The sequence below is a fragment of the Acinetobacter sp. NS-4 genome (assembly GCF_037402435.1).
Classification (GTDB): domain Bacteria; phylum Pseudomonadota; class Gammaproteobacteria; order Pseudomonadales; family Moraxellaceae; genus Acinetobacter.
In genome coordinates, this window is sequence record NZ_JBBEUE010000013.1 from 66,235 (window position 1) to 91,204 (window position 24,970).

Sequence of the window (24,970 nt, forward strand, 5' to 3'; positions counted from 1 at the left end):
TCCACAGCAAAATAAAGCAGCTCATTTTTTTAAGGCTTTATTTTTACTGAAAAAAAATAAATTAATTATTGGAACCACCACATGAACACAAAAATAATTGTGACTACCCTCTTGCTTCTTGCCTGTCCTTTTATTCAGGCCCAAGTACCTGACTTAGTGGGGACATGGAAAACGATTGATGACAAGACCGGCTATGCCCGTGCTGAAGTCTTCATTAGCCAACAACAAAATGGGACTTATCTGGGGAAAATTGTCAAAGTACATGGTGTTCCAAACCAGACTGCAATTGATCATTGCGAAAAATGCAAAGGCAGCTTGAAAAATGCCCCTTTAATTGGCTTAGCTATTTTGACCGGATTTAAGCAAAACCCGAAAAATAAAAATGAATTCATTGAGGGGCATATTCTTGATCCACTTTCTGGTCATACCTATCAAAGCAAAGGACATCTGAATACCCGAGGCAATGTACTGACCTTACGTGGTTTTATGGGGACCAGTTTGCTCGGCCGAACCGTATCCTGGATTAAAACGGAATAAAACCTGGAAGAAGGTCATCACAAGTTTTGATCTGGCAAATGATTCAGAACTTGTGATCTCCCTCTTTAGCACCCTACGATCTTGCTGGCATTCCTCCTGCTCACCCATTTCATAACTCGATCACCCTGACCTAGAAAGCAAGCAGCAGACAACTCGCTGTGTTGCACATAGGCCAGCGAGCAATCGCAGAAAATCTTATATTCTTTTTTAATTTATGGTCTTACTTACTGTGGGATAAAATATAAATGAAAGAAAAGTTCAATATTTCAGCCCTTACCCGGACATTTTTTGAATACGGATTGCTAAAAAACTGGATTTCAGCGCATAACTTATTATTTATGTGATTTATATAACAATTTAATCATTTGATTTTATACCTGTTTGCCGCTATAAATTAGGCGTTTTACTCTAAAATTAAAAAATAGTTCATTCAACAGGGGAAATTAGTGAAGAATTTATATAAAGGGATTTTGACCGGGGTAATTTTAGCTGCTGTTTCATCTTTCAGTTTTGCTGAAAATGATCCCTTGGTGGGCAAATGGAAAACCATTGATGACCGGACCGGTTATTCCCGTGCTGATGTAGAAATCAGCAAAAAGCCGGATGGCACCTACGAAGGGGTCATCGTCGCGACCCGTAATGTACCTGGTACAGAAAAAATGGTCCTCTGCTCAAACTGCCCAGGCAACTTAAAAAATAAACCGTTTATTGGCCTACCTTTTATTTGGGGATTTAAACAGAATCCGGACAATCCACGCGAATTTAATCATGGTCGCGTACTTGATCCGATTGGCGGCAAAGTTTACAAGGGCAAAGCACGCATCAGTGCCAGTGGCAAGCACTTAAACCTGCGTGGTTATGTCGGTGTATCGGTGATTGGCCGCAGTGTGACATGGATTAAATATTGATCTTATTCATGATTTGCGAAGGTTCCGGTTACGGAGCCTTTTTTGTCATAATTTGAAACAATAAGGCACAGATCAATACTGTTTCAGAACTATGAAAAGCATAATAATGATTAAAACATGATCAATCCCAGATTCCCATTATATGCCTCAAAATCATTATGAAGTTCTTGGCATTAACCGAAATGCCACCCAAGATCAAATCAAAAAAGCCTACCGGAAATTGGCTCGAAAATATCATCCCGATGTCAGCAAAGAAACCGATGCTGAAACAAAAATGCAAAGTATTAATGTCGCTTATGACACGCTAAGCAATGAAGAAAAGAAAGCTGAATACGATTTCCAGCTTGATCATCCTGAAGCTTTTTATCAATCTGGAGCACAGACTGGCACAGGAGGTTTTGACCATAACCAATTTTACCGTCAGGGTTTTAACCAGCAGCAGTCCGATTTTAGTGGTTTTGAAGACCTTTTTGGACGTTTTGGTTCAGGTTTTGGCGGAGCCAACTACCAATATCAAAATCAGCAAAGACAGCAACAGCGCAGTTATCAGGGTGAAGACCAACATGCCAGCATAGAGGTTGATCCGGCGATTGCTTATCAGGGAGCCACTCAACAGATTACCTTACAGATTCCGACTTTAAATGCCTATGGCGAGCCGGAGGTTCAACGTAAAACCTTGCAGGTCAAAATTCCTAAAGGCATGAAAGAAGGACAAAATATCCGTCTCTCTGGACAAGGACAAAGTGGCATCAACGGAGGCAAGAATGGTGATCTGTATATCGAGATTCACTATAAAGACACTGCACGGATCCGGGTTGAAGGTGCCGATATTTATTACAACGTGGATATCGCACCTTGGGAAGCAGCATTAGGTCAAGGCATTGAAATATCGACACCCGAAGGTAAAAAAATTCAGGTGAATGTGCCTAAAAATGCCAAAACCGGTCAACAGTTACGACTCAAGGACAAAGGGATTCCAAGCAAGATACCCGGCCATCTCTATCTGGTTTTAAATATCGTGTATCCAACTGCACAAACTGAACATGAACAGCAGGCTTATCAAGCTTTTTCCGATGCTTTTGCAACATTTAAGCCTCGCAATGCTTAAGGAGAACATCATGGCGACTATTCATTATCGTGAAATAATATCTGATGAATTTAATCCTGCAGATGTCATTGATGAACATTACAGTTTTGATTTAAAGCATTTTGCTGATGCGTGTGGGCAAAGTCCGGAATGGGTTTTGCAGTTGCTTGAATACGATATTTTAGACACGCGTCCAGAAGAAAGAATTCATCAATTTTTTGGTGATGATGTTTCGCGTGCACGTCGGGCCTACCGTTTACAACGCGACTTTGATGCCAGCTTTTCTGCTGTGGCAATGATGCTCGACTTGATTGATGAAGTGCAACGATTACGCAAGCAGGTGAAACACTTCAATGTAAAAGATGCTTAAGGCTACTTTTCTGCCTCCAGCGTACCGTTTATATAACAGGTCCGTGGTGGTTATTTTGTTCTGAAATTCAACGCTGGAGAATAATCTAGGCTTATGAAAACCAAAGAATGCAATAAAAAAGTGAAGAGAATGTTTCCTGAATATCAGGAATTGATCCATAAACTACGACATGATGATCCTCATTTCGCAAAAATATTTGAGAGCCATCAGGAACTCGATAAGGAGATTACTCAGCTTGAGCTCAATCCGATCAATTTAATTAATGATGATATTGATTCATTAAAACGCAAGAAGCTCAAAATGAAAGATGAAATTTATAAAATTTTGTCGCAGAGTGTTCAGGTGAGCTAATCTTCCAGCAGACTAAAAATGGCAAAGACCATTTTGGGGTTTGAATGAACTGACAGGATTGTGCATCAAATATAGCGAGTAGGAATAAAAACTGACCTTTTATTTTAACTTGGTCAGTTTTTCAACTTCTTTCATGGTTTCCTTGACCGATTGCTTAATCGGCTCATAGTTTAAAAACCAGAACAGGTTCACGTGTTGATCTTGATGTTGTTGGGCCAATAAATCAATCACGCTCTTTTCCCCGCGCCCCACCAGATGGCGACGATAAAAATAATAAACCAACAGTATCGTAGTGATCAGCATTACCATCAGCATGCTCCAAAACCCGGTTGGAGATTTTAAACCTGGAATAAATTCAAAGTTCATCCCATACACCCCGGTCAATAAAGTCAGAGGGGCAAAAATTGCGGTGATAATAGCCAGAATACGCATATTTTCATTGGTCTGGTTAGCAATTGCAGAAAAATGCAAATCTATAGCTGCCTGAATGGAGGCACGAAGACGAACCATATGCTTTTGAATCCGGCCCACATGGCTAACCAGATCATCCATCCGCACCAGCATAATATCTTGCCGTTCAGACTTCTTCTTGCCTTTTAAATGGGGGTAATTATCTACAATTTCATCGCGTAGTTCTTGTAAGGCATCAATCTGTTCTTCGCAAAGATTCTCTACTTGCTGAAAAGTCATGCTTTCCTGAAATAACTGATTCCATTTGGTAAATCTGCGATGACCTTGCAGCAATTCTTGCTGCCAAAACTCTACACGCCGGGTCAGGGGGACACGTAAATCTAAATAACCATCTACAATGCTATTCAATAATCGTAAAGCCAGGTCTAAGGGGGTAGTGGAAACTTTGCGTGATTTGCTTTGATCTTGAGCAGGACGGATAAAATTCATTTCAATCCGTGAGATATAATTCTCAACCGCCCTATTGCCTTGTTCACGCACTGTAATTAGCACCTGAGGCGTCATGATAAAGCTAACCGGTGTGGTGGCTAAACCAAACATCTTTTCATGCTGTTCCAGCGCTTGTGCCCCGGTCTTAATATCATCATCAGGTGTAATCAATTTACGAAAAATCAGTAAATCATAATTTTCCATGGTATCGAAGGTACAAGGATGCTCTAGGTTCAAAACATCTTTCAAATGAAACTCGTTTAATATCAGCTGAGTATATTGATAAATTTCTTTTTGCCACTCATCCGCACGGTTCACTACATCTTCCCGGGTGCAATCTATCCATACAAAGACTGGTTCAGCTTCAGTATTTTGGTCTTTTTGTACAAAAATATGCTGTTCAGTAGGATGTTGGTAGAAATAATAAACCTGCATATAAACAATTCTCTGGTGTACTTTCTTATTGTTGGATTGATTGAAGTTTCAATAATTCAAAGCTGCGATCTGGCATAAAATTATGAGCTGCGCGCAAGCGTTAAGCAATAACATACAACTGGATTTGCAAATTTTAAATCAAATTTTCTCTCTGCCCATAAAAAAGCCCTGAGCAAGCCAAAGTCAAAACTTTAGCGAAGCACAGGGCTTTCTTTATAAATATTCACATGGTTAACCCATGTGAATACTCAAACCATTAAGCTTGTTCGATGTCTTTCATAGTCAATTTGATACGACCACGGTTGTCGACATCAGCAACTTGAACCTTGATTTCTTGACCTTCTTTCAATACGTCTGCAACGTTCGCAATGCGTTCGTTAGAGATTTGAGAGATGTGAAGTAAACCATCAGTACCAGGAAGGATGTTTACGAACGCACCGAATTCAACGATACGAATTACTTTACCGGTGTAGATTGTACCTGGTTCGATTTCAGCAGTAAGCGCCTGGATTTTTGCAACAGCAGCCATCGCAGCAGCTTTAGTTTCACCAAATACGCGAACTGTACCGTTATCTTCGATATCGATAGCAGCTTTAGTTTCTTCAGTGATTGCACGAATAGTCGCGCCGCCTTTACCAATGACATCACGGATCTTGTCAGGGTTGATGGTGATCACTTGGAATGTAGGAGCGTGCATAGAAATTTCAGGACGAGCGCGTGAAATTACTTGGTTCATTTCATTCAAGATGTGCATACGACCAGCATAAGCTTGGTTCAATGCAGACTCCATGATCTCTTCAGTAATACCTTCGATCTTGATGTCCATTTGAAGTGCAGTAATACCGTTTGCAGAACCTGCTACTTTAAAGTCCATGTCGCCAAGGTGATCTTCATCACCCAAGATGTCAGAAAGAACTGCGAAACGCTCGCCTTCTTTCACAAGACCCATCGCGATACCCGCAACTGGTGCTTTAAGTGGAACACCTGCGTCCATAAGTGATAGAGAAGCACCACATACAGAGGCCATTGAAGATGAACCGTTAGATTCAGTGATGTCAGATACGATACGGATCACGTACGGGAAGCGGTCAGCTGCAGGAAGAACCGCTTGAACACCACGACGCGCTAGACGACCGTGACCGATTTCACGACGTTTAGGACCAGATTCACGACCAGTTTCACCTACAGAGTATGCAGGGAAGTTGTAGTGCAACATGAAGTTATCAGTTTTAGTACCTGCAAGGGTATCAACCATTAACGCATCACGTGTATTACCCAAAGTCGTTGTTACCAAGGCTTGAGTTTCACCACGTGTGAACAATGCAGAACCGTGAGCACGACCTAATACGCCAACTTGTACGTCGATTGCACGAACAGTTTTCGTGTCACGACCATCAATACGTGGTTTACCAGACAAGATGTTGTCACGTACCGTGCGGTATTTTAAGTCTTCGAATAATTCGTTTACTTCGTCAGCAATGCCAGTTTCGTCATTTTCAGGAACGAATTGAGCCAATGCCTCCTCTTGAAGTGCATCAAGCGCTGCATAACGTTCATGTTTAACAGCGATTGTGTATGCTTCAGAGATTTTAGCTTCAAAAGCTTCTTTCAATTTAGTACGAAGGTCTTCGTTTTTCTCAGGAGCAGTCCAAGTAGACTCAGTTGCACCAGCTGCTGCAGCAAATTCTTTAATTGCTTGGATCGCAATTTGCATTTCGTCATGACCGAAAAGCACAGCGCCGAGCATTTGGTCTTCTGAAAGTTCTTTCGCTTCAGATTCAACCATCAATACTGCTGATTCTGTACCTGCAACCACAAGGTCAAGATCACTTTCTTTTAACTGTTCATTGTTCGGGTTAAGAACGTATTCACCATTGATTAAACCAACGCGCGCACCACCGATTGGACCACGGAAAGGCGTACCAGCGATAGCAAGCGCTGCTGAAGTACCAAGCATTGCAGCAATGTCAGCATCCATCGTTTTGTCAGAAGAAATAACAGTTGCTGTTACTTGAATTTCGTTGAAGTAACCTTCTGGGAACAATGGACGAATTGGACGGTCGATCAAGCGTGAAATTAAAGTTTCAGCTTCAGAAGCACGGCCTTCACGTTTACCGTAACCACCCGGGATACGACCTGCAGCATATTGTTTTTCTTGATAGTTAACAGTTAAGGGGAAGAAATCCTGACCTGCTTTTGCTTTTGGTTGCGCAACAACAGCAACAAGTACTGTTACGCCGCCCATAGTAATCACTACTGTGTTTGCCTGACGAGCAACACGACCTGTTTCCAGGACAACTTGATGTTGACCAAATTGAAATTCTTTACGAACAATATTAAACATTGACATGTATTTTTCTTTCCTAGTTCTTTTGAACAGTTATTCTAGTGGAGACCCCTAAGGTTTGGCATTCACATCAACTGCATAAATGACAAAGCTTAGAAGCCGACCTCACTAGACTATAAAAATGTATGAATACACTATTTTTAAACACAAAGAAGGAGCGAAACAATCGCCCCTTCCCCATTACCTAACCAAGGCCAGGTATACTTTAATTTTCAGTAATACAGCATTTAACATGCAATAGTCCGAAAAAATAAGTTTAATCGAATTAACGACGTAAACCTAAAGCAGCGATCAAAGCGCTGTAACGAGTAGCATCTTTACCTTTAAGGTAGTCAAGAAGCTTACGACGTTGGTTAACCATACGGATAAGACCGCGACGGCTATGGTGGTCGTGTTTATGTTCTTTAAAGTGACCTTGCAAATCATTGATTTGGGCAGTTAAAAGAGCTACTTGAACTTCAGGTGAACCAGTGTCGTTTTCAGCGCGAGCAAATTTAGCAACGATCTCTGCGCGATCTGCGTTTGTTAAAGCCATTCGATTTCTCCGAGATGCTTAAAAATTACATTTGATAGAAATCAATTGATTTCTCAATTGACTGCCGTGCATCACTACAGCAAGTGCGTTATTTTAAGGGAAAAGTCAGGGGATTGCAAAAAGAGAAACTGCTTTTCATCTTTTAATATCAATTCATTGAAAAAGCTTCATTTTATCGTTTGAGCTTTGAATTTATTCATTGCCGGTTAAATCCTCCCCTGAAAAAGGCGCGGTGCAAATTGTTTTCCCAGATTTAAAAAGCACTTATTTTTATGTTCTATTCATCCATGTAAGATAAAAAAAAGCCCAAGCTGGGCTTGGGCTTTTTTTGCGCTGTAGTTTCTTCTATTTTAGTTATTATTCTTTTATTTATAGTCATAATTTACGCTGTTCGCGTTTATTATTATAAACATTCCGTGTGTGAAGTTTTACTTCCTTATGTGGTAGATTCTGCCACAAAGCATTATGTAAAAAAGTGGGCTTTCTCGTATCTCTTTGTAAGCATTTTCGTACATTAATTAATATTTCTTATGTTTCATGTAATCAAAAAAATAACCACTATTTATTAAAAATTAATTACTTAAGGTTAAATAAAATATCTAACTTATACAAAAGCCGTCATATTCCTCCACATTTAATTTTTGCTTATATAACTGGGTCTGAATAGTGGCGGTTTCAGCCAATCATTTTTGTAATAAATCGTCCATTTTTGCATATAAAAAAGCCCTGTAGTCTCTCCCAAAACTACAAGGCTTAGCGGCTGTAAGTTTCCTCTTTATACTTACTTCACTGTAAGTTCGCTGTCTTTCGACATTATTATTATATTATGGCGATTTTGCTCAATTTTCCGTATCGAGCTTTTTATGTGCAGCCATCATCTCAAAAACATTCATAAAGCTCTATGCGGCAATTTCTCGAATCACTGTAAGTAATTTCGTACAAAAATGAAAAATTATTTATTTATTGTTAACAATTTAGCAAATTATTTATTTTATCTAACAGACCGCTCTTTCTTGTGGTTTTAATGGTTAAAGATTGTACTAAAGCCTCTTGATCGACCAAAAGGCTTACCACTTTTTTGGCCCGGGTAATGGCCGTATAAAGTAATTCTTTACTCAATAAATTTTTTGCAGCCTCATCTAAAACCACTGCGGTATGGGTAAATTCCGAACCTTGCGATTTATGAATGGTCAGCACAAATGCGGTTTCAATACTTTTCGGTAAACGGGTGGCAGGTACCCATTTTTCCAGACTGGGAAAATACACTTCAAACTGAGACTGCGCATCTCGACTGCGCTTAAAACAGATCCCGATATCCCCATTCGACAGACCCAGCTGGTAATCGTTATAGGTCATCATCACCGGACGGCCGACATACCAGTCGCCCTGTTTGCTCATATGTAATGCCAAAGCTTCCAGCAGGCGCTGTTCCATTTGCATATTCAGCTGGCGCAAACCCAAGGCGCCATGTCGGATAGCCGCTAAAATACGGTAATCATCAAACACCTTGACCACCTGCATCACCCAAAGTTCAGGTTCATCTGCAGTTAAATAGCTTTTCAGCACCGCAATATAATTCTGATAGCCCAGCATCAATTTGTCGTAATAGGCCGTGCGGTCGAATTGTGTGGACATATGGGCAGGAAGATATTCCAGTTGAATTTGATCTTGCATTTCGGCCTTTAAGGCAATGGCTTTTATTTCAGCAGGTTGCACAATTTTCTGGGCAAACTGCGCTAATAGCGCTGCACTATTTTGCCCCGGCTGCTGCAGTTGAATAAATTCGGCCATCTGTCCAATCAGCGCCCCGGCTTTAAAACGGCGACTATTGACTAAATTGACCCGATTTTCAGCCAAAGCTGGCACCTGTTGTAAGTCTGCCAATACCGAGCCGACATCGACCGCAGCAAGCTGATTGGCATCGCCCAGTAAAATCAGGCGAGCATGATCCGGCACCGCTGACAGCAGCATATTGGCCAAACTGAGATCCAGCATGGATGCTTCATCCACCACAATCACGTCATAGGGCAAAGGCTGTTTGGCATGAAAGCGCGGTTGAGAGTTACTCCCTAGGCCCAATAAGCGGTGAATGGTAATCGGATTGAGTTGTTTTAACTCATCATTGACTAGATCCTGAAGTTTTTCATCATTCAGCGAGTTTTGCAGTGCTTCTTTCATTCGCTGTGCTGCCTTACCGGTCGGTGCTGCCATCGCAATGCGGATATTTGACATCGCTTGATTCAGCACGGCAATAATACGTGCCAAGGTATAGGTCTTCCCCGTACCCGGTCCACCGGTAATAAGATTCAGGGCTTGTTTCGCCACCATGCTTAAGGCATTAATTTGGTGTTCATCGCTGAGTAAGTCTGGATAAGCAGAAAGATCCACCGCTTCTATGGATTGCTGTTTTAAACGTGCGACTTGCCGGGCCAACGACTGCTCCAGCGCCCAGTAACGATACAAATACAAATGCTGCTGATCGAAAACAAAGGGTGCGATCTGATCTTGTATATTGTTTTCAATATCTTCAGCCGAAATCACCAGATCATGCAGGGCTTGAATCTGTTGCGCTGTTGCCGAAATACAACTGTCCCCTTGTTGAATAGCTTCCAGAACCTGCCCGATAATGTGGCTGCTATTTTCGTCCTGCGCTGCATCACTAAAAGGCTGCTGGCAAATAAACTGACTCCAAGTGCTGATCCATGCAGCGCTTTGGTCATCTTTATATTGTTTATTTTCCACACAGTTATCCTCAAAGTTATCCACAACTTAATCTATTGTTTAAAAGCTACTAATTTCGCTACATCAGGCAATTTTGCTGCTTTTATCTTCAGCAAAATAGCCCAAAATTGCATCAAGACGCAGAATAAATTCGGCATCCGGCTTCCAGTGATAAAAACCCTGTTCGGCTTGCCCGTTCATGCCACGCAAATACAGATAGCTCGCACCGCCCAAATGTTTTTCAATGTCATAATCCTGCATTTGCACGCTTAAATAACGGTGCAAGGCTACCAAATATAAACCTGCCTGTAACCAGTAACTGGCTTGCGACATACTTTGTCTGATTTCCTGCGCAAGATAATGCGCTTGATCGGTGCCTAAAAAATTACTTTTGTAATCGGCAATATGATATTGCTGACCATCAAAATAAACCAGATCGATGGAACCAGTCAGATAACGTGCCGATTTGGCTTCATTAAAATCGCTCATGACAATGTCATGTTCGAGAAAAAGCTGATGGATTTGTCGAATCTGCAAAGGTGCGTCGGTCAAGGACAGATAGAACGGAAATTCTGACAGATACTGTTTAGCCTGCAGCTGTGCCAAAGCAAAATCCGCCTGAATCGGAGTGGCCAGAATGTCATGTACCCAGGCATGCATCAGATTCAGCAAAATATCTTCTGTTATCTCGTCAAGTAACCCATCAAAGGCAATCTTCACGATGCTTTCGACATTGACTGGTTCAGCTATTGCAACACGCGGAAGCTGGGTCATTTCCTGTTCGAAAAACTGGATAAAAGATTCATCCTCCAGTCCGTCGAAATACACCTGAAACTGGCCTAAAAATGTGACTAAGGCTGAACGATCCAGCTGTGCCGATTGAAACAGCTGCTGCCATTGCTGGCGATAAGCCTCACTTTGGTCATGTAGGCGAATTCCAGTTAGAAACTTATAGTTCAGGCTGAATAGCACCCGTTGCATAATATGCTGCAATTCGCCTGCTTTGAAATCTGTCCGGGCTGCAGCCTGAAACAGGGTACGCAGATTGACCACCGCTGCCTGATAATGCTGGGAAAAGGTCTGTTCCAGCACAGCACGTAAATGGAAAGCCTGCTCAAATTTCTCTTTCAGTTCCTGCCAGATGTGCGGTGCAGTATTTTTAAAACGGCGGCGGATTTCCAGATTCCAGTAACTGCTGCCCTGAAAATCAATATGTTCAAAAATACTGTGCAAGAAAGTCCCGGCCACCGTGCCTTTGGGGAAATTCAGCTTGATCCAGTCTAGTGGCATGACCGTTGCCTGTTCTTCCAGACCAGTGAAATGGATTTCATCATCAGCACTGTCCGGATGTTGCTGTGCATTCACCAGATCATCCTGCAAGACATGCGCATGTAGCTGATGCTGTGACAAGGCAGTGAAACTGGTTTTGGTCCGGGGATAAAACTGCCGCTCTGGTAAGGGTTGCGCCAGCATGTCGATCTTAGGATTGTGTGACTGCTCGACTAGACGTACTGGTTCCTGAGACAGCGGCTGCTCGACCAGACTTAAAGCATGTTCAAACAGTTGATCTCCCTGACCACGCCAGAAAGCCAGACCTGAGTCGGACTGTGCGCTCTGATCCTGTAGCATGGCATACACCCGATGACTGGCACGGGTCAGCGCCACATACCAGAGCCGGTGGTTTTCGGCAGCATTGCGCGCTGCATTTTGCAGAACTGCCTGCTCCTGCAAATTCTTATGATTGACTGCAATCACTCGGGATTGTTGCAGAATATTGTCCTGCTCAGTCACAGACAGAGAAAAATTCAGGTTGCCTTTATTCACATCAAAAGCAGCATCTGCTCCCAATAAAAACACCACTTTAAATTCCAGCCCCTTGGAAGCATGGATGGTCATCAGTTGAACACCATGAGCACCAGACAGCTTGCGTTCTTTTTCACTGTCTTTGCCTGAAGGCGACTGTAGCTGGCGCAAATACCAGTGATAGAGTTTTTGTGCTCCCTGATAATATTCGCTTTGCTGGCTCAGAATTTCGGTTAGATGACGCAGATTGACCACTACCCGTTCATTGTCCAGACTCTGGCTGGCGACCAGATTGGTCCAGACCTGAAACAGGTTCAGTGCATAATTCCATGCAGTCAGAAAACCTTTCTCAAACCACATTTCCCGAATGGCATCCAAGTCTGCGATATAGCGACTGAGGCCTTCACTCTGCTCCTGTAACTCAATCAGCTTTTTCAGATTAAAGCCCAATAATCGGCTCAGTAAGGCACGTTTGACCTTGGCCTCATTGAAAGGATCCATAATCGCAGTCAAGACCGCCGCGACATCCTGAGCGACCGGACTGGCAAAGACACTTTGTTTGGACTCTTTATAGCAAGGGATACCCATACGCAGCAGGCGCTGCTTGACCTGCTCCAAGGCAAAATGTCCAAATCCCAGCACCGCGATATCATCTGCACGCAAGCTTTGCTTATGCTCTTGTTGCTGAAAGTACAGCTGCTGCTGGGCGGACTGATTTAGCAGCACACGAATTTTCCAGGCCACCTGATCCGCTTCCACGTCCGATTCACCTAGCTGAATCCAGCGTAAGGGCTGCGGGTTACAGATGCCGGTATCGATTAAATCCGGATGCGGACGACTCCCAGCCTGAATCAGGGTGTATTGCACCTGTTCGCCAAAATCCATTTGCCGCTGGAACAGGGCATCCACGACTTCGACCAGCGGCTTGACCGAACGATGATTCTGCATCAGTGTATATTCACGGCCCTGCTTATGCAGCACATCGGCATGCGCCTTGTTATAGGTGAGCATATCACCTCCACGGAAACCGTAAATTGCCTGTTTCGGATCACCAACCATAATCATGCAGCCAGACTGAACCCGGTTGGCATCACGCCATATCTTGGCCAGCAAATCATCCTGATCCTGGTTGGTATCCTGAAATTCATCGACCAGAATCAGCGGGTAACGTGCCTGTACAAACTGGGCAAAACGCTGCCCCTGCTGGCCTTGCAGTGCTTCTGCCAGTGTGCGGATTTGCTGGGAGAAAGTGGTTTCACCCTGCTGCTGCAAGGTCTGTGGCAAACGGGTTTGCACACTTTGAATAACATGATATTCCAGATAGGTGCTGAGCTGTTTCAGCTGCTCATCCAGATATTGTTTGACCTCACAGAGTGCATCAATCGCCACAATCAGGCTGTGCTGCAAAATCAGCTGCTGTTCTGCATCCGGACAACTCTTGTTAAAAACCTGAGTGGTCGGCTGGAAATCGGTTTTCTTGCGGCGTAAATGGCACAGATTCAATATAATAACTTGTAATTCAGCATTAAAAAAACTCATGCCACCCTGATTTTTCAGGGCTGCGCTCCAGGTCATAAAGTTTTCACAAACTTCGGTTAACTTGGTCAAAAAACTCTTGTGAAAATACTTCGGAAAGTCCTGACAATAGCGCCGCATAACTGCAAGATCATGCTCCTGAACACTCAATAGCTGGGTAATACTGGCTTCTAATTTATTCAGGTCACATTCGGCTGGCTCAACTTTCTGAAAGTGCTGCTTGCTGAAATTCAGGGCATCCCGAACCAGCCCGATATAATGCTCCACCGGTTTTAACAGATTCTGGCCATACAGATGATTGACCATATATTGCGGTTGCTGCTGGATCCAGTCACGCAGCACATCATGAATCAGTTGCTGGATATACAGGTCCTGATCTTCGGTCAGTTCTGCACGTTCAATCTTGCCACTTTCAAAAGCAAATTCACGTAACAATTTCTGACTAAAGCTGTCCAGGGTGCCGACAAACAGTTCATCCAGCTGGTTCAGCACCAGACGTAAACGGCGACGGGCATAATCCAGCCGTGGTCCATAATCTTTGAGTACCTGCTGAAATAGCGGATCGGTTTCACTCTGGATTTTCGCTGCAATTTCAACTGAATTGAGCTGCTGATGACGCTGGATATAGGCCAGTGTTTCCTCGACTCGTAGCCTTACCCGGTTTTTCAGTTCAGCCGTAGCCTTACGGGTAAAGGTGGTGGCAATTACCTGATGCGGATAATACTGATCCAGAAAAATCCGCACCATCAGACTGGACAATGTATAGGTCTTGCCGGTGCCTGCCGATGCTTCAATCCAGTGTAAGCCCCGGAATTTCATGTCCTTGATCGGATTGGTGGAAATAGCTTTTTGCGTCTGCTGCTTCAAGAAAGTCATACGGCTATTTCACCCATTCCAGATGTTGATGAATCGGCGCATACAGGCCATGAGCAAAATCATGGCAACAATTTTGCAAGGCCAGATCCGGATCCTGATCCTGCAAAATAAATTGCCAGTCCTGATGCAACAGGCTGGATTCATCCGAAGCCAAAGGCTTGGCACTCTCATAGCTGTTGTTCCAGGCTTTCAGCAACTCCGGCATTTCAAAAATGGTCATTTTACCCTGTTCATTTTCAACCCATTGCCACTCTTTTTTCATCAATAATTCTGCCGGCAAGACCAGCGGCTGCTGTTGACCCATTTCCCAGGCCTTTAACCAGAGCTGCAAATAATCACGGGCCTTGCTTGAACTCAAGCCAGAAAACTTCAGGGTTTTATTGCTGAAAATGACAATGCGCTCCAGTTCTGGCGAACGTGCATCATCATTTAAGTAAGCCAGCCACAACAGATATTCCAGCCAGACCTGGGCACGGCGTTTTTCCGATGCCGAAGAAGATTGCATACTCAGCCAGTAACTGCTGTGCGGGACTTGTGGCACGTTAATATGAATAATCAGTTCAGGGCTGAACTGCAAGGATTGCTGGGTGACTGGCGTCAGTTCTTTGCCAAGCTGCAGCAAACGTTCTTGCAATAACTGCTGTTCCTGCTGGCTACCCAGCCAGGTGGCTTGCTGGGTTTTACCCACCGGCAACCGGTCCAGCATCAGGTTTGGCTCAATCTCCTGCTCTTGTTGTAACAGGAAATCCCGCACCTGATATTGCTCCAGCTTGTTCAATAATAAGGGTTCCCTTGAACTCGGCAAATCGGCATAGCGAATCGTGGAAACCCCGACACTTTTCAGGAAAAGACGTGCAGGGAAAATCATATCCCGAATCCATTCATCGCCTTTGAGTACCCGGATTTCTTTCTGCTCCAGGGCCGGATAATGGGCATTGATCCAGCTGCTGCGCTTGCCTTCGGCGCTACGGATATATTCTGCCACCGCAAACCATTGATCCTGATAACGCGGTGTTTGCGCATCTGTAAATCCGACCGGATCAAAAGGCTGCAAAGGATGTACATGATAAAGCTGCTGGATATGCTGGGCGACCAAAAGACAATTGATCTCCACTGTTGCATCGACCTCGGCATCCGGCTGTTCGGACTGGCAGATCAGGGCGATATGCTGGACCAGCTCCTGCAAGGCAGTTGACGGATCGCGGGCCTCACCATCATCCAGATCAAAGCCATTATAGAACAGCCATAAATTTTCCTGCGCCAATAGCAAGGCATCCAGAAAAGCACCCTGCTCATCATCCAGACGGGAACGATCGCCAAGTTGCGGCTTCAGGCTGCGCATCAGGTCAAACGGTACCTGCTGATTCCGGCTCGGAAACTTACCGCTATCCAGATTCAAGATGACTACCAGCTTATAAGGCAATGGACGGATCTGGCCAATCTGGCTAAAGGTAATCTGTCCGGTCGGTTCTGCCTGATCCAGCTGCATCTCTAAAGTATTCTGAATTTCTTCCAGCACATAAGACAGAGGCAGACTGAGGGCCACCAGCTCCTGGCTGGCGTGCGGATCATCCTGATCATGATAATCGGCCAGGGTCAGCATCCGCATTTGCTTGTCGATAATCTCAGCCACGGCTTTGAGCGATTCTACTCCGGCATCACGAAATTCATTCAGATCAGCACGCAGATATTCCAGCCAGGTCTTCACCAGGGTACGCTGTCCGGTTTCATGCAAGGTCAGCCAGTCACGGCGTTGCACCAGATCCCGATAAATCTGGATCAGGGTCGCAATCAGCGGGAAATCGCTGGTCAAAACCTTGGCATAACTCAAAGTGTCCTGAAACATTGTATGTTCAGGAATTGCAAAGCCCAAAGCCAGACGGTCTAACGCGAATTTAAAGCTGAAACGGTAATCTTCATCGCCTGCGCTCAGACTTTGCTGTAAATGCTGCTGGTCCAGTCCACGCTTGAAGCCGGCATCCGTCAGCAACTGCAACATCCGCTCTACATTGCCATAGTCCAGACCATAACGTTGCTGGGTGGCATTTAGACTGAGCCAGTCGGCAAAGTCCTCAATACTGAAACGGCGACGTACCCACTGGATCCGGCCGAGCACAGCACGCCAGGCATTGCTGACATCCAGACGCGAAACGCCGGCAATCTGGATTGGTAAATACAGGTTATCTTTCTGCAAGCGTTTGCTGCCAGTCTCACGCTCACGCGGTGGTGGCGCAAAGACACTGCGAATCGCCGGTTCCAGTTCTTTTAAATTCGGAGTTAGCACCAGAATATCACTTGGCTGACGTGGAACCTGTTCATTGCCTTGAGCCAGCCAGTGAATCAACTGTTCTTTGAGTACTTCCAGCTGGCGTAGTGACGAATGACAGACATGAATCTGTACCGAATCATCGTCAGGGCTTAAAGCATATTGGTGCTGTTCGGGCTCAAGTAAATACAGGATATCTGACTGGATTTTAGCCAGCAGTTTATCCTGATATTCATCGACAAAGACATCGGCCCAGAGACCTTCTTCACCCGAAGACAGTTTGGAAAGCAAAGAGAAATGATCACGCGCCTGCTTGCCAAATCGGGTCAGGAGTGGATGCCGCGATTCGCGGTCTTCGGCATTAAAGTTGAGCTGCTTGATCCTGAAGTCTTTAATTTCAGCATCATTCGGCTTGCGTCCACGGGTTTTTTCAAAGCGCTGAATAAAGCGTTCTTCCCGTTGCAGATCAAATTTGGCTTTCCAGTCCGGATCGACACTGTCGGCCCAGTATTCCTGCGAGGGGTTAAAGTGAAAAATATAGATATCAATGTACTGGCCCAGACGACGTAAAAAATCTAGCTGGCTGGGTGGCAGTTCCAGCAGGCTAAACACCACAATCTGTGCCGGCAGTCGTTTTAGGGCTTCGATACGGGTTTCTTCATTTTCCAGCCGCTCCCAATATAGCCGTTCAATTTCCAGGATTTTGGCATAGTCATCCTGAAATACATGCTGCCACAGCCAGCGTTGCCAGGCTTCCAGCTCACGCGCCTGAATTTTGACAAAATCCGCGACCTGCATCTCATGGCCATTTTCATCTTTGGGGCTATAGATCATCTGCTCGATATCGAGTGCAATATCCTGTCCCCAAGCCTCTAGCCAGTTGCTCGGGCAGCTACAGTTGTTCGGAGGACAGTTACGGGCACAATAGCCACGATAATCCATATAATGACTGAACAGCCGCGACACCTGCTCAGCCACCCAGTACAGCATGCTCTGTTTTTTCAGCTGTTTCTCGGTACCCTGCTCCAGCCTGTCAGCACTGTCATAAATCCGCTTCACAATAGAATACAGCGGATGATCCACATCTAAGGCAATCTGTTCCGGCAGAATACATTTACGCAGTGCCTGAAATACCCGCCATTTCATAATAATGCGCGGAATATTGGCTTCACGTACCTGCTCAACCTCTTTAGGAGCATTCAATACCCACTGATAAGAGATCCATTGAAAGGCGCGAATCCGGTGATGGAACTGGGTATTGGCGCTGATCCCCTTTTTTTCGGCAATTTTCTGGGTCAACCAGCTTTCTACTGCAGGAGACGGTACAATAAAATGTTGGCTTTGCAGAACCTGGAAAGGTGTTGTGGCAGGCTTATTCACGGTCGTCAGCATGGCGTGCACAAGCACGTCTATACGCTGACTTTGAATCACATGAATGGCCATTACTTACTTTCTCCAGTTTTTTTTTGCAAAATGAAATGCCTACAAAAGCATAAAGATTATTTACTATACATCTGCATCTGTCTATGTCACTTTTAATTGGACATTGAATTTAAAAATGCTTTGAAATTCACACCTTAATGATGGTTGAATAGAACAAATAACACGAAATTTAAGGTATTTACATGATGAAAATAGATAAAATTCCAGACGCAATCGATCCCCAATTAAACTTGGAAAGCATTCGGGAAGAATGCCTAGAACTTGTCAAAAAACGGGCTTACTGCTCTGCAGGTGCAGCCGTCATTCCTGTTCCATTTCTCGATGTGATCATCGATGTCGGAATTTTGTCACAACTCATTCCGGATGTGAATGCACGTTTTGGTTTGGCTCCTGAACAAATCAGTGTCTATGATCCGCAAACCAAACAAGTGCATTGGAAGGAACTGCGCAAACGTGGCGTGGAATTTTCCGGTTTGGTGGTTGCGCGTACGGCAGTCAAAAAGTCCCTCAACAATGTGTTAGCCAAGGTCATCACCAAACAGGTGACCAAATTTATTCCCTTAGGCGGACAACTTATTGCCGCAAGTCTGGGCTACATGGTCATGAAAAAAGTAGCCGATGCCCACGTAGAAGATTGTTACAAAATTGCCAAAAGTATTCAGCAAAAGCAGCCGATGAGCTAAAAACTTTTGTTCAGTATGTCAAGAATCAGATAGATGAATCTCGCCGCTAAGAGCTTAATCCGCTCTCAGCTGTTTTAGAATGGCTCTTAATATGGCTAAACGCGCGGTATTTTTATCATTGCCAGCAATGATATGCCACGGTGCATAGGAAGTACTGGTTTTTTCGAACATATCGGCGGCAGCATCGAGATAGGCATCCCATTTTTCCCGATTGCGCCAATCCTCCGGAGTGATTTTAAAGCGCTTATGCGGTGTTTCTTCGCGGGCTTTAAAACGGGCTGCCTGCTCATCCTTGCTAATCGCCAGCCAGAATTTGATCACCACAGTTTGACTATTGGCCAAATCCTTTTCAAAGCGGTTAATTTCCTCATAAGCCCGCTGCCACTCCTGTTCACTAACCAAGCCCTCCACGCGTTCTACCAGCACCCGCCCATACCAGGAACGGTCAAAAATCCGGATGTCTTCATCGGTTTGCAACTTGGTCCAGAAACGCCACAAATACGGATGACGCATCTCATATCGTTCAGGGGCTGAAATACTGTGAATGTCATATTCTCGCGGATCCAGATTTTTCACCAGACGTTTAATGGCGCCGCCCTTTCCTGCCGCATCCATACCTTCAAAAACAACAATGGCTTTACGGTCATCAAAACGTAGCGCCTCTGCCACTTTTACCGATAGCTCTTTCAGCTCTTTTTTATAGTCTTCTTTAGTCGTGGGCTGCTTTTCCGGGTGCAGCAGCAGCTCTGGAATAGCTGCCTGTTTCCATGTGGTTTTTGCTTCGGTCGGGTGCTTGGGACAGTCTTTCAAAGCCGCCAAAATGATCTGTGCAAATTGCTGATTACGCGCTTTTTCATCTTCACAATCAATGATGTTCCAATCCTTGATAAAACGCTGACTGAGATTTTGCAAATTGTCATATTGCTTCTTATTGCGCCAGTCCAGACCATGCAATTTATGCCAGCGTATTTCGCTGGGATCCAGATTGTCCAGCCGCTTCTGCAAGGATTTCCAGGACAGGTCAAACCAGACCTTAACCACATCGACATGGTTATTTCTTAAGTCCTGCTCAAAAGCCTGCATATCTTCAATATAGGCATCAAACTGGGTTTCATCGAGAGGTTTCGACACATGCAAGGCTGTGGCCAGCAAATCGCTATACCAGTTGTCAAACAGCACCATGATCTGCCCTTCGGCAGGAATAAAGCGTGCATACGGTTGCCAGAACGGCTGTTTCTGATTAAACATGATCGGTGCATCGGCCTTGACCAGCAAATAACGTGGATCGACCCATTCGCGCAGCTGCTTCACCGCCTCGCCCTTTCCGGCCAGCTCAATGCCATTGACCAGCACCAGTACGCTTTTGGCATTGTTCTGATCGCGGGTATCTTTTAAAAAATATTGTGCTTCAATCAAATTCAGGGAAAGCTCATCTTCATCCAGCAGCGGATTTTTTGTTTTTTTGAGTGTCATGTTTTCCCCATCTTTTCTTCTAGATTTCAGTCTATTCAAGCATAGTACAATACTGAATTTAAACCCATAGTGTTTATATTGCGTATAATTGCTTCGTTTTCCAGCAAACTGACTTAATTTAAATCATTTTTCTTGCAGTTTGTCATAGCGACTTTACCCATCTCGCTCTAAGATTTAGCCATCTAAAAAATAATAGAGACACAGAATGTCTAAACTGGCTGCATTAGATGATCTTTTAGAGTTGTATTATCAATTAAATTATCATCAAAACCCTGACATTTTTCGGCGCCTGCAAGATGTACAGGCCTGGCAAAAGCAACGTATGCAAGCTACCCATAGCAAGCCTTTTGCAGAAAAGCATAATGTGTTGATGTCGGAGTATTTTCTGAATCGCCTGTATGGCGGTCCGGACTTTGATGCCCTGGCTGAGCAAATTGCACGACTCATGAAATATGCCCACAAGGCAGAAAAATTGATTCCTGAAAATGCCGTTAAAACCGGTACCTCAGGCGTATCTTTAGCCATTTTTGCAGTGCAGCTGGATGAGCAGGTAGCAATGCAGTTGCTTGAGGACTATCATCCGCATGAAAGCTTAACCGATGAGATGATGCGACTGACCTATCTAAAACTGGATCAGGGCCAACAGCGCTTGCAGCAGCTGGATTTACTCGATCAGCTGGGCTTAAGTTTAGATAAATACATGCGCTCATTTGTGGTTTATACCGCCTTTAAAATGTGCAAAGGCACAGCCAGCAAATATAACTTCGACGTGATGTATGAGTTTATGCAGGATGGCTTTTTAGCAATGAAACCGTTAAAGTCGGCAGAGAAGTTCGTGAAAGATTTCACTGCGGTTGAACGTCAAATTATCCACAAGGTTCATGCAGGCGATCCTCATCCATTTCAGTGACTTTATATGGTGATGGAAATAACAAATTTACGCAGTGAATAAAAACTCAGAACAGATTTCTGTATATTATTCATAACAATTGCATGCGGATTGCTGTACAACGTCCTAGAATCTGTCATCATGCAAGCACTGCAACATTAACCCTATTTTTATGTTAGGAGTGACTCTAATGTCTAACGAAAATCAAACGCCTACCTCGACAACCGAGCCGGCACAAAAAAAAGACAAAGTGAGTCCTTTCTTAACTGAGCCCCTTCCGCAAGGGACTGCACAAGGTCAGCAACAATCGCTACAACAACAGTTGACCGATACTCCAGTAACCGGTTCAGTACCGAAATACAATCTTCCACGTGGTGCCAATACCGGTAATGTCGGTGCAACCACCCATTTCGGTTACCAGACAGTAAGTAGTGAAGATAAAGCCCAGAAAGTGGCAGAAGTGTTCCATTCTGTAGCGAGTAAATACGACATCATGAATGACTTGATGTCATTTGGTATTCACCGTTTATGGAAGCGCTTTGCCATTAACATGTCTAGCGTACGTCGTGGCCAGCATGTGCTTGATATTGCAGGCGGTACAGGTGACCTGGCTAAAGTCTTCAGTCGTGAAGTCGGCCCTACTGGTCATGTAGTACTTTCAGACATCAACGAATCGATGCTGAATGTCGGTCGTGACCGTTTAATCGATGCCGGCTGCACCAATGTCGATTTTGTTTTGGCCAATGCCGAAACCCTGGAACCTTTTGCAGACAACAGTTTTGACTTGCTGACCATCAGTTTCGGTTTACGTAACGTTACCGATAAAGATGCCGCACTCGCTGCTATGTACCGCGTACTTAAGCCAGGCGGTCGTTTATTGGTGCTTGAATTCTCTAAACCGGTGTTTGAGCCATTTTCTAAACTTTATGACTTGTATTCATTCACGGCTTTACCAATCATGGGTAAAATTATTGCCAATGACTCGGAAAGTTATAAATATCTGGCCGAATCTATTCGTATGCACCCAGACCAGCGTACCCTCAAAGGTATGATGGAAAATGCCGGATTCCAAAACTGTGATTACCACAACTTAACTGGTGGTATTGTGGCGGTTCACCGCGGCTTTAAACTTTAAGGTTTTATGCTATGTGGTCGATTCTTGCACTCGGTGCAGTTGAACGATTAATTCATCATGTGATTGATTTGGATGCGATTACCCGTATCCAGCTCAATCAATTGCAAGGCAAAATGTTGCGGGTGGTGATTGAGTCACCGCAGCTGTCTGTCGATGTGTTTTTTGACGACAACAAGGTGCGCCTAGAACCAACCGTTACCGGTCAAAGCGAAACACCTTCCATTTTTGAACAACGTCCATTCGATAAAAACCAGCAGATTTCTGAAGCGACTGCGACCTTACAGGTTAAAAATGTAGTCGAGCTGATCAAATTGCTGCTGGCAGATGATGTTGGCAATATTCCGCTGCAAGGGGACTATCACCTGTTGCAGGATATTCAATGCATCATGCAACAGGCCGAACCGGATTTGGCTGCGCATTTAAGTCCGTGGATTGGTCCTGCCCTGGCCCATGAACTGGGAAAAATCCAGCAGGCACCCAAACATTTAAAGCGTTCATTAGAAAGTTATTTATTCTTTGCTGAAGATGCGTTAAAAGAAGATACAGGCTTATTTGCTGCACGTTGGCAAATGGATGATTTGCAGCAAGATACCCGAATTTTCAATCAAAATTTAGATCGGGCTGAAGCCAAAATTCAACAGCTTCAGGCACAGATTGATTCAACTCAAAACTAGGTATAAGCATTTATGATTCCGCACGTTTCACGTTTACTCGAACTTTGGCGCATCGCCGCGCACTATAGACTCGACACGTTGTTTCCTGCGGAAGAATTACCTGAAAAAGCCCGTCATGCTTTAAGCCTGATTCGCATGCACCCTGCGGCGTGGTCCAGTCGTGAACGTAAAAATCCGCTGAAGCTGAAACAAGCTTTGGAGGAAATGGGGCCACTGGCGATTAAACTTGGGCAACTGCTTTCAACCCGTCGCGACCTGATTCCACCTGAAGTTCTACAACAGTTGGTTTTACTGCAAGACCGGGTCAAACCGTTTGACAACAACCTTGCCAAAATGCGTATTCAGGAATCGCTAAAAGCCGATGTGAATACCTTGTTTGCCCGTTTCGATGAACAACCGCTTGCCGCAGCTTCCATTGCTCAAGTGCATACCGCTGCCCTGCATGATGGCCGTGAAGTGGTGGTGAAAGTCACTCGCCCCAATATTCGCAGTCAAATTTTACAGGATTTCGAGATTTTAGACTGGCTCGGTGCTGCCTTAGAAAAACGTTTAGAGGCTGCCCGCGCTTTGCATCTTTCTGAAATTATTCAGGACTATCGTCAAATCATTTTAAATGAACTGGATTTGACTTTAGAAGCCGATAATACCCGTCGTATGCGCCATTACTTCACCGGCTCGAGCATGATGTATGTGCCTGAAGTATATATGGACAGCAAAGACGTGATGGTCGCTGAACGCATCACCGGTGTTCCCATTTCCGACATTGCCACTTTTGACCGTATGGGGATGAATCGCGCGGACTTGGCAGAGAAAGGTTTAACCATCTTTTTTACCCAGGTGTTCCGCGACAACTTCTTCCATGCCGACATGCACCCAGGAAATGTGTTTGTCGAAACTATTAATCCGAGTAATCCACGCTTTATTGCGCTCGACTGCGCGATTATGGGTGAGCTGTCCAAACATGATCAAATGACTGTGGCACGCATGTTACTGGCGGTGATGAACAGCGACTTCATGCAACTGATTCTGGTAGTACATCAAGCCGGCTGGATTCCACCGGGTACAGACCAAGATGCTTTAGCGCGTGAAATGCGTCGTACTGTGGGGCCAATGGTATCGAAGCCAATGCATGAGCTGGACTTTGCCGGCATCCTGATTCAGGTCATGGATATTGCCCGTCGTTTCCATCTGGAAATTCCGCCGCAATTGATGCTATTGCTAAAAACCTTAGTGCATGTAGAAGGCTTGGGAACAGACCTTTATCCGGAACTGGATATCTGGAAACTGGCAAAACCGATCCTGACCGATTGGATTAAAGCTCAAATGAATCCACAGAAGAATCTGAAGGAATTGGGGCAAAAAATTCCAGACCTTCTTCTGGGTGCACAGGATTTACCAAGTTTGATGATTGACAGCCTGAATGGTTTAAAAAATCAGTCGGCCTGGCATTCCAAACAGTTGCATGAACTGCAAAGCATGCGTCTGCAAATGGAACATCAGCAAAAACGCAGCTGGATGTTTGGCAGTATCATGGCGATCTTGTTATCGATTGCGATTATTGCACCGTGGTATGTATCCATTATTTTAATCCTGCTTTCCAGCTTGCTTGCCGTTTGGCGGGTAGTGAAATAGCTGTTTAAAATTAAAACTTTTTAAAAACCTTAGATTCTCAGATGAAGTGCAACAGAGATTAATTTAGCCAGGAAGCAAGATGAGATAGTATTTTGCTTCCAGACCGACCAAAGTCAAAGTTGCACAATGAACTATTCTCATCTCACTCAAGAAGAAAGATATCAGATTTATGCTTTATTACGTGAAGGTTTTTCGACAGGTCATATTGCCCGCAGATTGACTCGTGCTCCCCCTACGATTTCCAGGGAGATCAAACGCAATCGAAATAGAAATGGCTACTTTGCCAAGCATGCTCACCAACTGGCTAAAACACGCCATATTTCGAATTATAGAACCATAAATTCCACTGTATGGAAACAGGTTGAAAGC

General features: G+C 44.4%; 18 protein-coding genes. 11 read left to right on the forward strand and 7 right to left on the reverse strand.

Translation table 11 applies throughout. The features are described from left to right. Positions 1-81 precede the first annotated feature (81 nt). From WAE57_RS11245 to WAE57_RS11265, 5 genes are all read left to right on the forward strand, one after another. Positions 82-537, forward strand: a complete 456-nt coding sequence (locus tag WAE57_RS11245; protein WP_237787523.1) for a DUF2147 domain-containing protein — start codon at positions 82-84, stop codon at positions 535-537. A 446-nt stretch (positions 538-983) separates the two neighbouring features. Further along, entirely contained in the window at positions 984-1,445 is a 462-nt protein-coding gene (locus WAE57_RS11250) for a DUF2147 domain-containing protein (RefSeq protein ID WP_337710688.1), read from the forward strand. Positions 1,446-1,587: 142 nt separating this feature from the next. After that, the gene (locus tag WAE57_RS11255) at positions 1,588-2,553 is read left to right on the forward strand and encodes a DnaJ C-terminal domain-containing protein (RefSeq protein ID WP_337710689.1); all 966 of its coding nucleotides are present in this window, start codon (positions 1,588-1,590) and stop codon (positions 2,551-2,553) included. A 10-nt stretch (positions 2,554-2,563) separates the two neighbouring features. After that, on the forward strand, positions 2,564-2,902 hold the full coding sequence (locus tag WAE57_RS11260; protein ID WP_237787520.1) for a chaperone modulator CbpM: 339 nt from the start codon (positions 2,564-2,566) through the stop codon (positions 2,900-2,902). 93 nt (positions 2,903-2,995) lie between these two features. Further along, positions 2,996-3,253, forward strand: coding sequence for a YdcH family protein (locus WAE57_RS11265; protein ID WP_086174081.1), 258 nt, complete (start codon positions 2,996-2,998; stop codon positions 3,251-3,253). Positions 3,254-3,352: 99 nt separating this feature from the next. Here WAE57_RS11265 and WAE57_RS11270 read toward each other — a convergent pair whose 3' ends face one another. From WAE57_RS11270 to WAE57_RS11295, 6 genes are all read right to left on the reverse strand, one after another. Then, positions 3,353-4,588 (reverse strand): magnesium transporter CorA family protein, encoded by a 1,236-nt coding sequence (locus WAE57_RS11270; RefSeq protein ID WP_237787518.1) that lies wholly within the window; start codon positions 4,586-4,588, stop codon positions 3,353-3,355. Between the two features lie 256 nt (positions 4,589-4,844). Then, the gene (pnp, locus tag WAE57_RS11275) at positions 4,845-6,932 is read right to left on the reverse strand and encodes a polyribonucleotide nucleotidyltransferase (protein WP_337710698.1); all 2,088 of its coding nucleotides are present in this window, start codon (positions 6,930-6,932) and stop codon (positions 4,845-4,847) included. Between the two features lie 268 nt (positions 6,933-7,200). After that, a complete protein-coding gene (rpsO, locus tag WAE57_RS11280; RefSeq protein WP_005007057.1) occupies positions 7,201-7,470 on the reverse strand; it encodes a 30S ribosomal protein S15 in 270 nt (89 codons plus the stop codon). Positions 7,471-8,436: 966 nt separating this feature from the next. Next, positions 8,437-10,212 carry an exodeoxyribonuclease V subunit alpha gene (gene recD, locus WAE57_RS11285; protein ID WP_337710690.1) on the reverse strand — a complete coding sequence of 592 codons (1,776 nt, stop codon included), beginning with the start codon at positions 10,210-10,212 and terminating at the stop codon, positions 8,437-8,439. A 63-nt stretch (positions 10,213-10,275) separates the two neighbouring features. Beyond that, entirely contained in the window at positions 10,276-14,406 is a 4,131-nt protein-coding gene (locus tag WAE57_RS11290; protein WP_337710691.1) for a UvrD-helicase domain-containing protein, read from the reverse strand. Between the two features lie 4 nt (positions 14,407-14,410). Then, complete coding sequence (locus tag WAE57_RS11295; protein WP_337710692.1) at positions 14,411-18,115, reverse strand: exodeoxyribonuclease V subunit gamma; 3,705 nt, start codon at positions 18,113-18,115, stop codon at positions 14,411-14,413. 185 nt (positions 18,116-18,300) lie between these two features. On the opposite strand from WAE57_RS11295, the gene WAE57_RS11300 reads away from it, so the two are divergent. Next, positions 18,301-18,798 carry a hypothetical protein gene (locus WAE57_RS11300; protein ID WP_337710699.1) on the forward strand — a complete coding sequence of 166 codons (498 nt, stop codon included), beginning with the start codon at positions 18,301-18,303 and terminating at the stop codon, positions 18,796-18,798. Positions 18,799-18,852: 54 nt separating this feature from the next. On the opposite strand, the gene WAE57_RS11305 is transcribed toward WAE57_RS11300, so the two are convergent. Next, positions 18,853-20,271, reverse strand: a complete 1,419-nt coding sequence (locus WAE57_RS11305; protein WP_237787514.1) for a phosphate--AMP phosphotransferase — start codon at positions 20,269-20,271, stop codon at positions 18,853-18,855. 205 nt (positions 20,272-20,476) lie between these two features. Between WAE57_RS11305 and WAE57_RS11310 the strand changes: the two genes are divergently transcribed. The 5 genes from WAE57_RS11310 to WAE57_RS11330 all read left to right on the forward strand — a co-directional run. Then, on the forward strand, positions 20,477-21,181 hold the full coding sequence (locus tag WAE57_RS11310; RefSeq protein WP_337710693.1) for a hypothetical protein: 705 nt from the start codon (positions 20,477-20,479) through the stop codon (positions 21,179-21,181). A 169-nt stretch (positions 21,182-21,350) separates the two neighbouring features. Continuing rightward, positions 21,351-22,295: a bifunctional demethylmenaquinone methyltransferase/2-methoxy-6-polyprenyl-1,4-benzoquinol methylase UbiE gene (gene ubiE / locus WAE57_RS11315; RefSeq protein WP_337710694.1), complete on the forward strand. Its 945-nt coding sequence runs from the start codon at positions 21,351-21,353 to the stop codon at positions 22,293-22,295. 11 nt (positions 22,296-22,306) lie between these two features. Then, on the forward strand, positions 22,307-22,969 hold the full coding sequence (locus WAE57_RS11320) for a hypothetical protein (protein ID WP_337710695.1): 663 nt from the start codon (positions 22,307-22,309) through the stop codon (positions 22,967-22,969). A gap of 12 nt (positions 22,970-22,981) precedes the next feature. Then, on the forward strand, positions 22,982-24,601 hold the full coding sequence (locus tag WAE57_RS11325) for an AarF/UbiB family protein (protein WP_301433048.1): 1,620 nt from the start codon (positions 22,982-22,984) through the stop codon (positions 24,599-24,601). Positions 24,602-24,727: 126 nt separating this feature from the next. After that, on the forward strand, positions 24,728-24,970 hold a 243-nt coding region (locus WAE57_RS11330), incomplete at its 3' end, for a helix-turn-helix domain-containing protein (protein WP_337710696.1).

Coding starts and splice junctions, on each gene's coding strand:
- WAE57_RS11245 (WP_237787523.1), top strand. CDS start 82: ATGAACACAAAAATAATTGTGACTACCCTCTTGCTTCTTGCCTGTCCT.
- WAE57_RS11255 (WP_337710689.1), top strand. CDS start 1,588: ATGCCTCAAAATCATTATGAAGTTCTTGGCATTAACCGAAATGCCACC.
- WAE57_RS11260 (WP_237787520.1), top strand. CDS start 2,564: ATGGCGACTATTCATTATCGTGAAATAATATCTGATGAATTTAATCCT.
- WAE57_RS11265 (WP_086174081.1), top strand. CDS start 2,996: ATGAAAACCAAAGAATGCAATAAAAAAGTGAAGAGAATGTTTCCTGAA.
- WAE57_RS11270 (WP_237787518.1), bottom strand. CDS start 4,588: ATGCAGGTTTATTATTTCTACCAACATCCTACTGAACAGCATATTTTT.
- pnp (WP_337710698.1), bottom strand. CDS start 6,932: ATGTTTAATATTGTTCGTAAAGAATTTCAATTTGGTCAACATCAAGTT.
- rpsO (WP_005007057.1), bottom strand. CDS start 7,470: ATGGCTTTAACAAACGCAGATCGCGCAGAGATCGTTGCTAAATTTGCT.
- WAE57_RS11290 (WP_337710691.1), bottom strand. CDS start 14,406: ATGACTTTCTTGAAGCAGCAGACGCAAAAAGCTATTTCCACCAATCCG.
- WAE57_RS11295 (WP_337710692.1), bottom strand. CDS start 18,115: ATGGCCATTCATGTGATTCAAAGTCAGCGTATAGACGTGCTTGTGCAC.
- WAE57_RS11300 (WP_337710699.1), top strand. CDS start 18,301: ATGAAAATAGATAAAATTCCAGACGCAATCGATCCCCAATTAAACTTG.
- WAE57_RS11305 (WP_237787514.1), bottom strand. CDS start 20,271: ATGACACTCAAAAAAACAAAAAATCCGCTGCTGGATGAAGATGAGCTT.
- WAE57_RS11310 (WP_337710693.1), top strand. CDS start 20,477: ATGTCTAAACTGGCTGCATTAGATGATCTTTTAGAGTTGTATTATCAA.
- ubiE (WP_337710694.1), top strand. CDS start 21,351: ATGTCTAACGAAAATCAAACGCCTACCTCGACAACCGAGCCGGCACAA.
- WAE57_RS11320 (WP_337710695.1), top strand. CDS start 22,307: ATGTGGTCGATTCTTGCACTCGGTGCAGTTGAACGATTAATTCATCAT.
- WAE57_RS11325 (WP_301433048.1), top strand. CDS start 22,982: ATGATTCCGCACGTTTCACGTTTACTCGAACTTTGGCGCATCGCCGCG.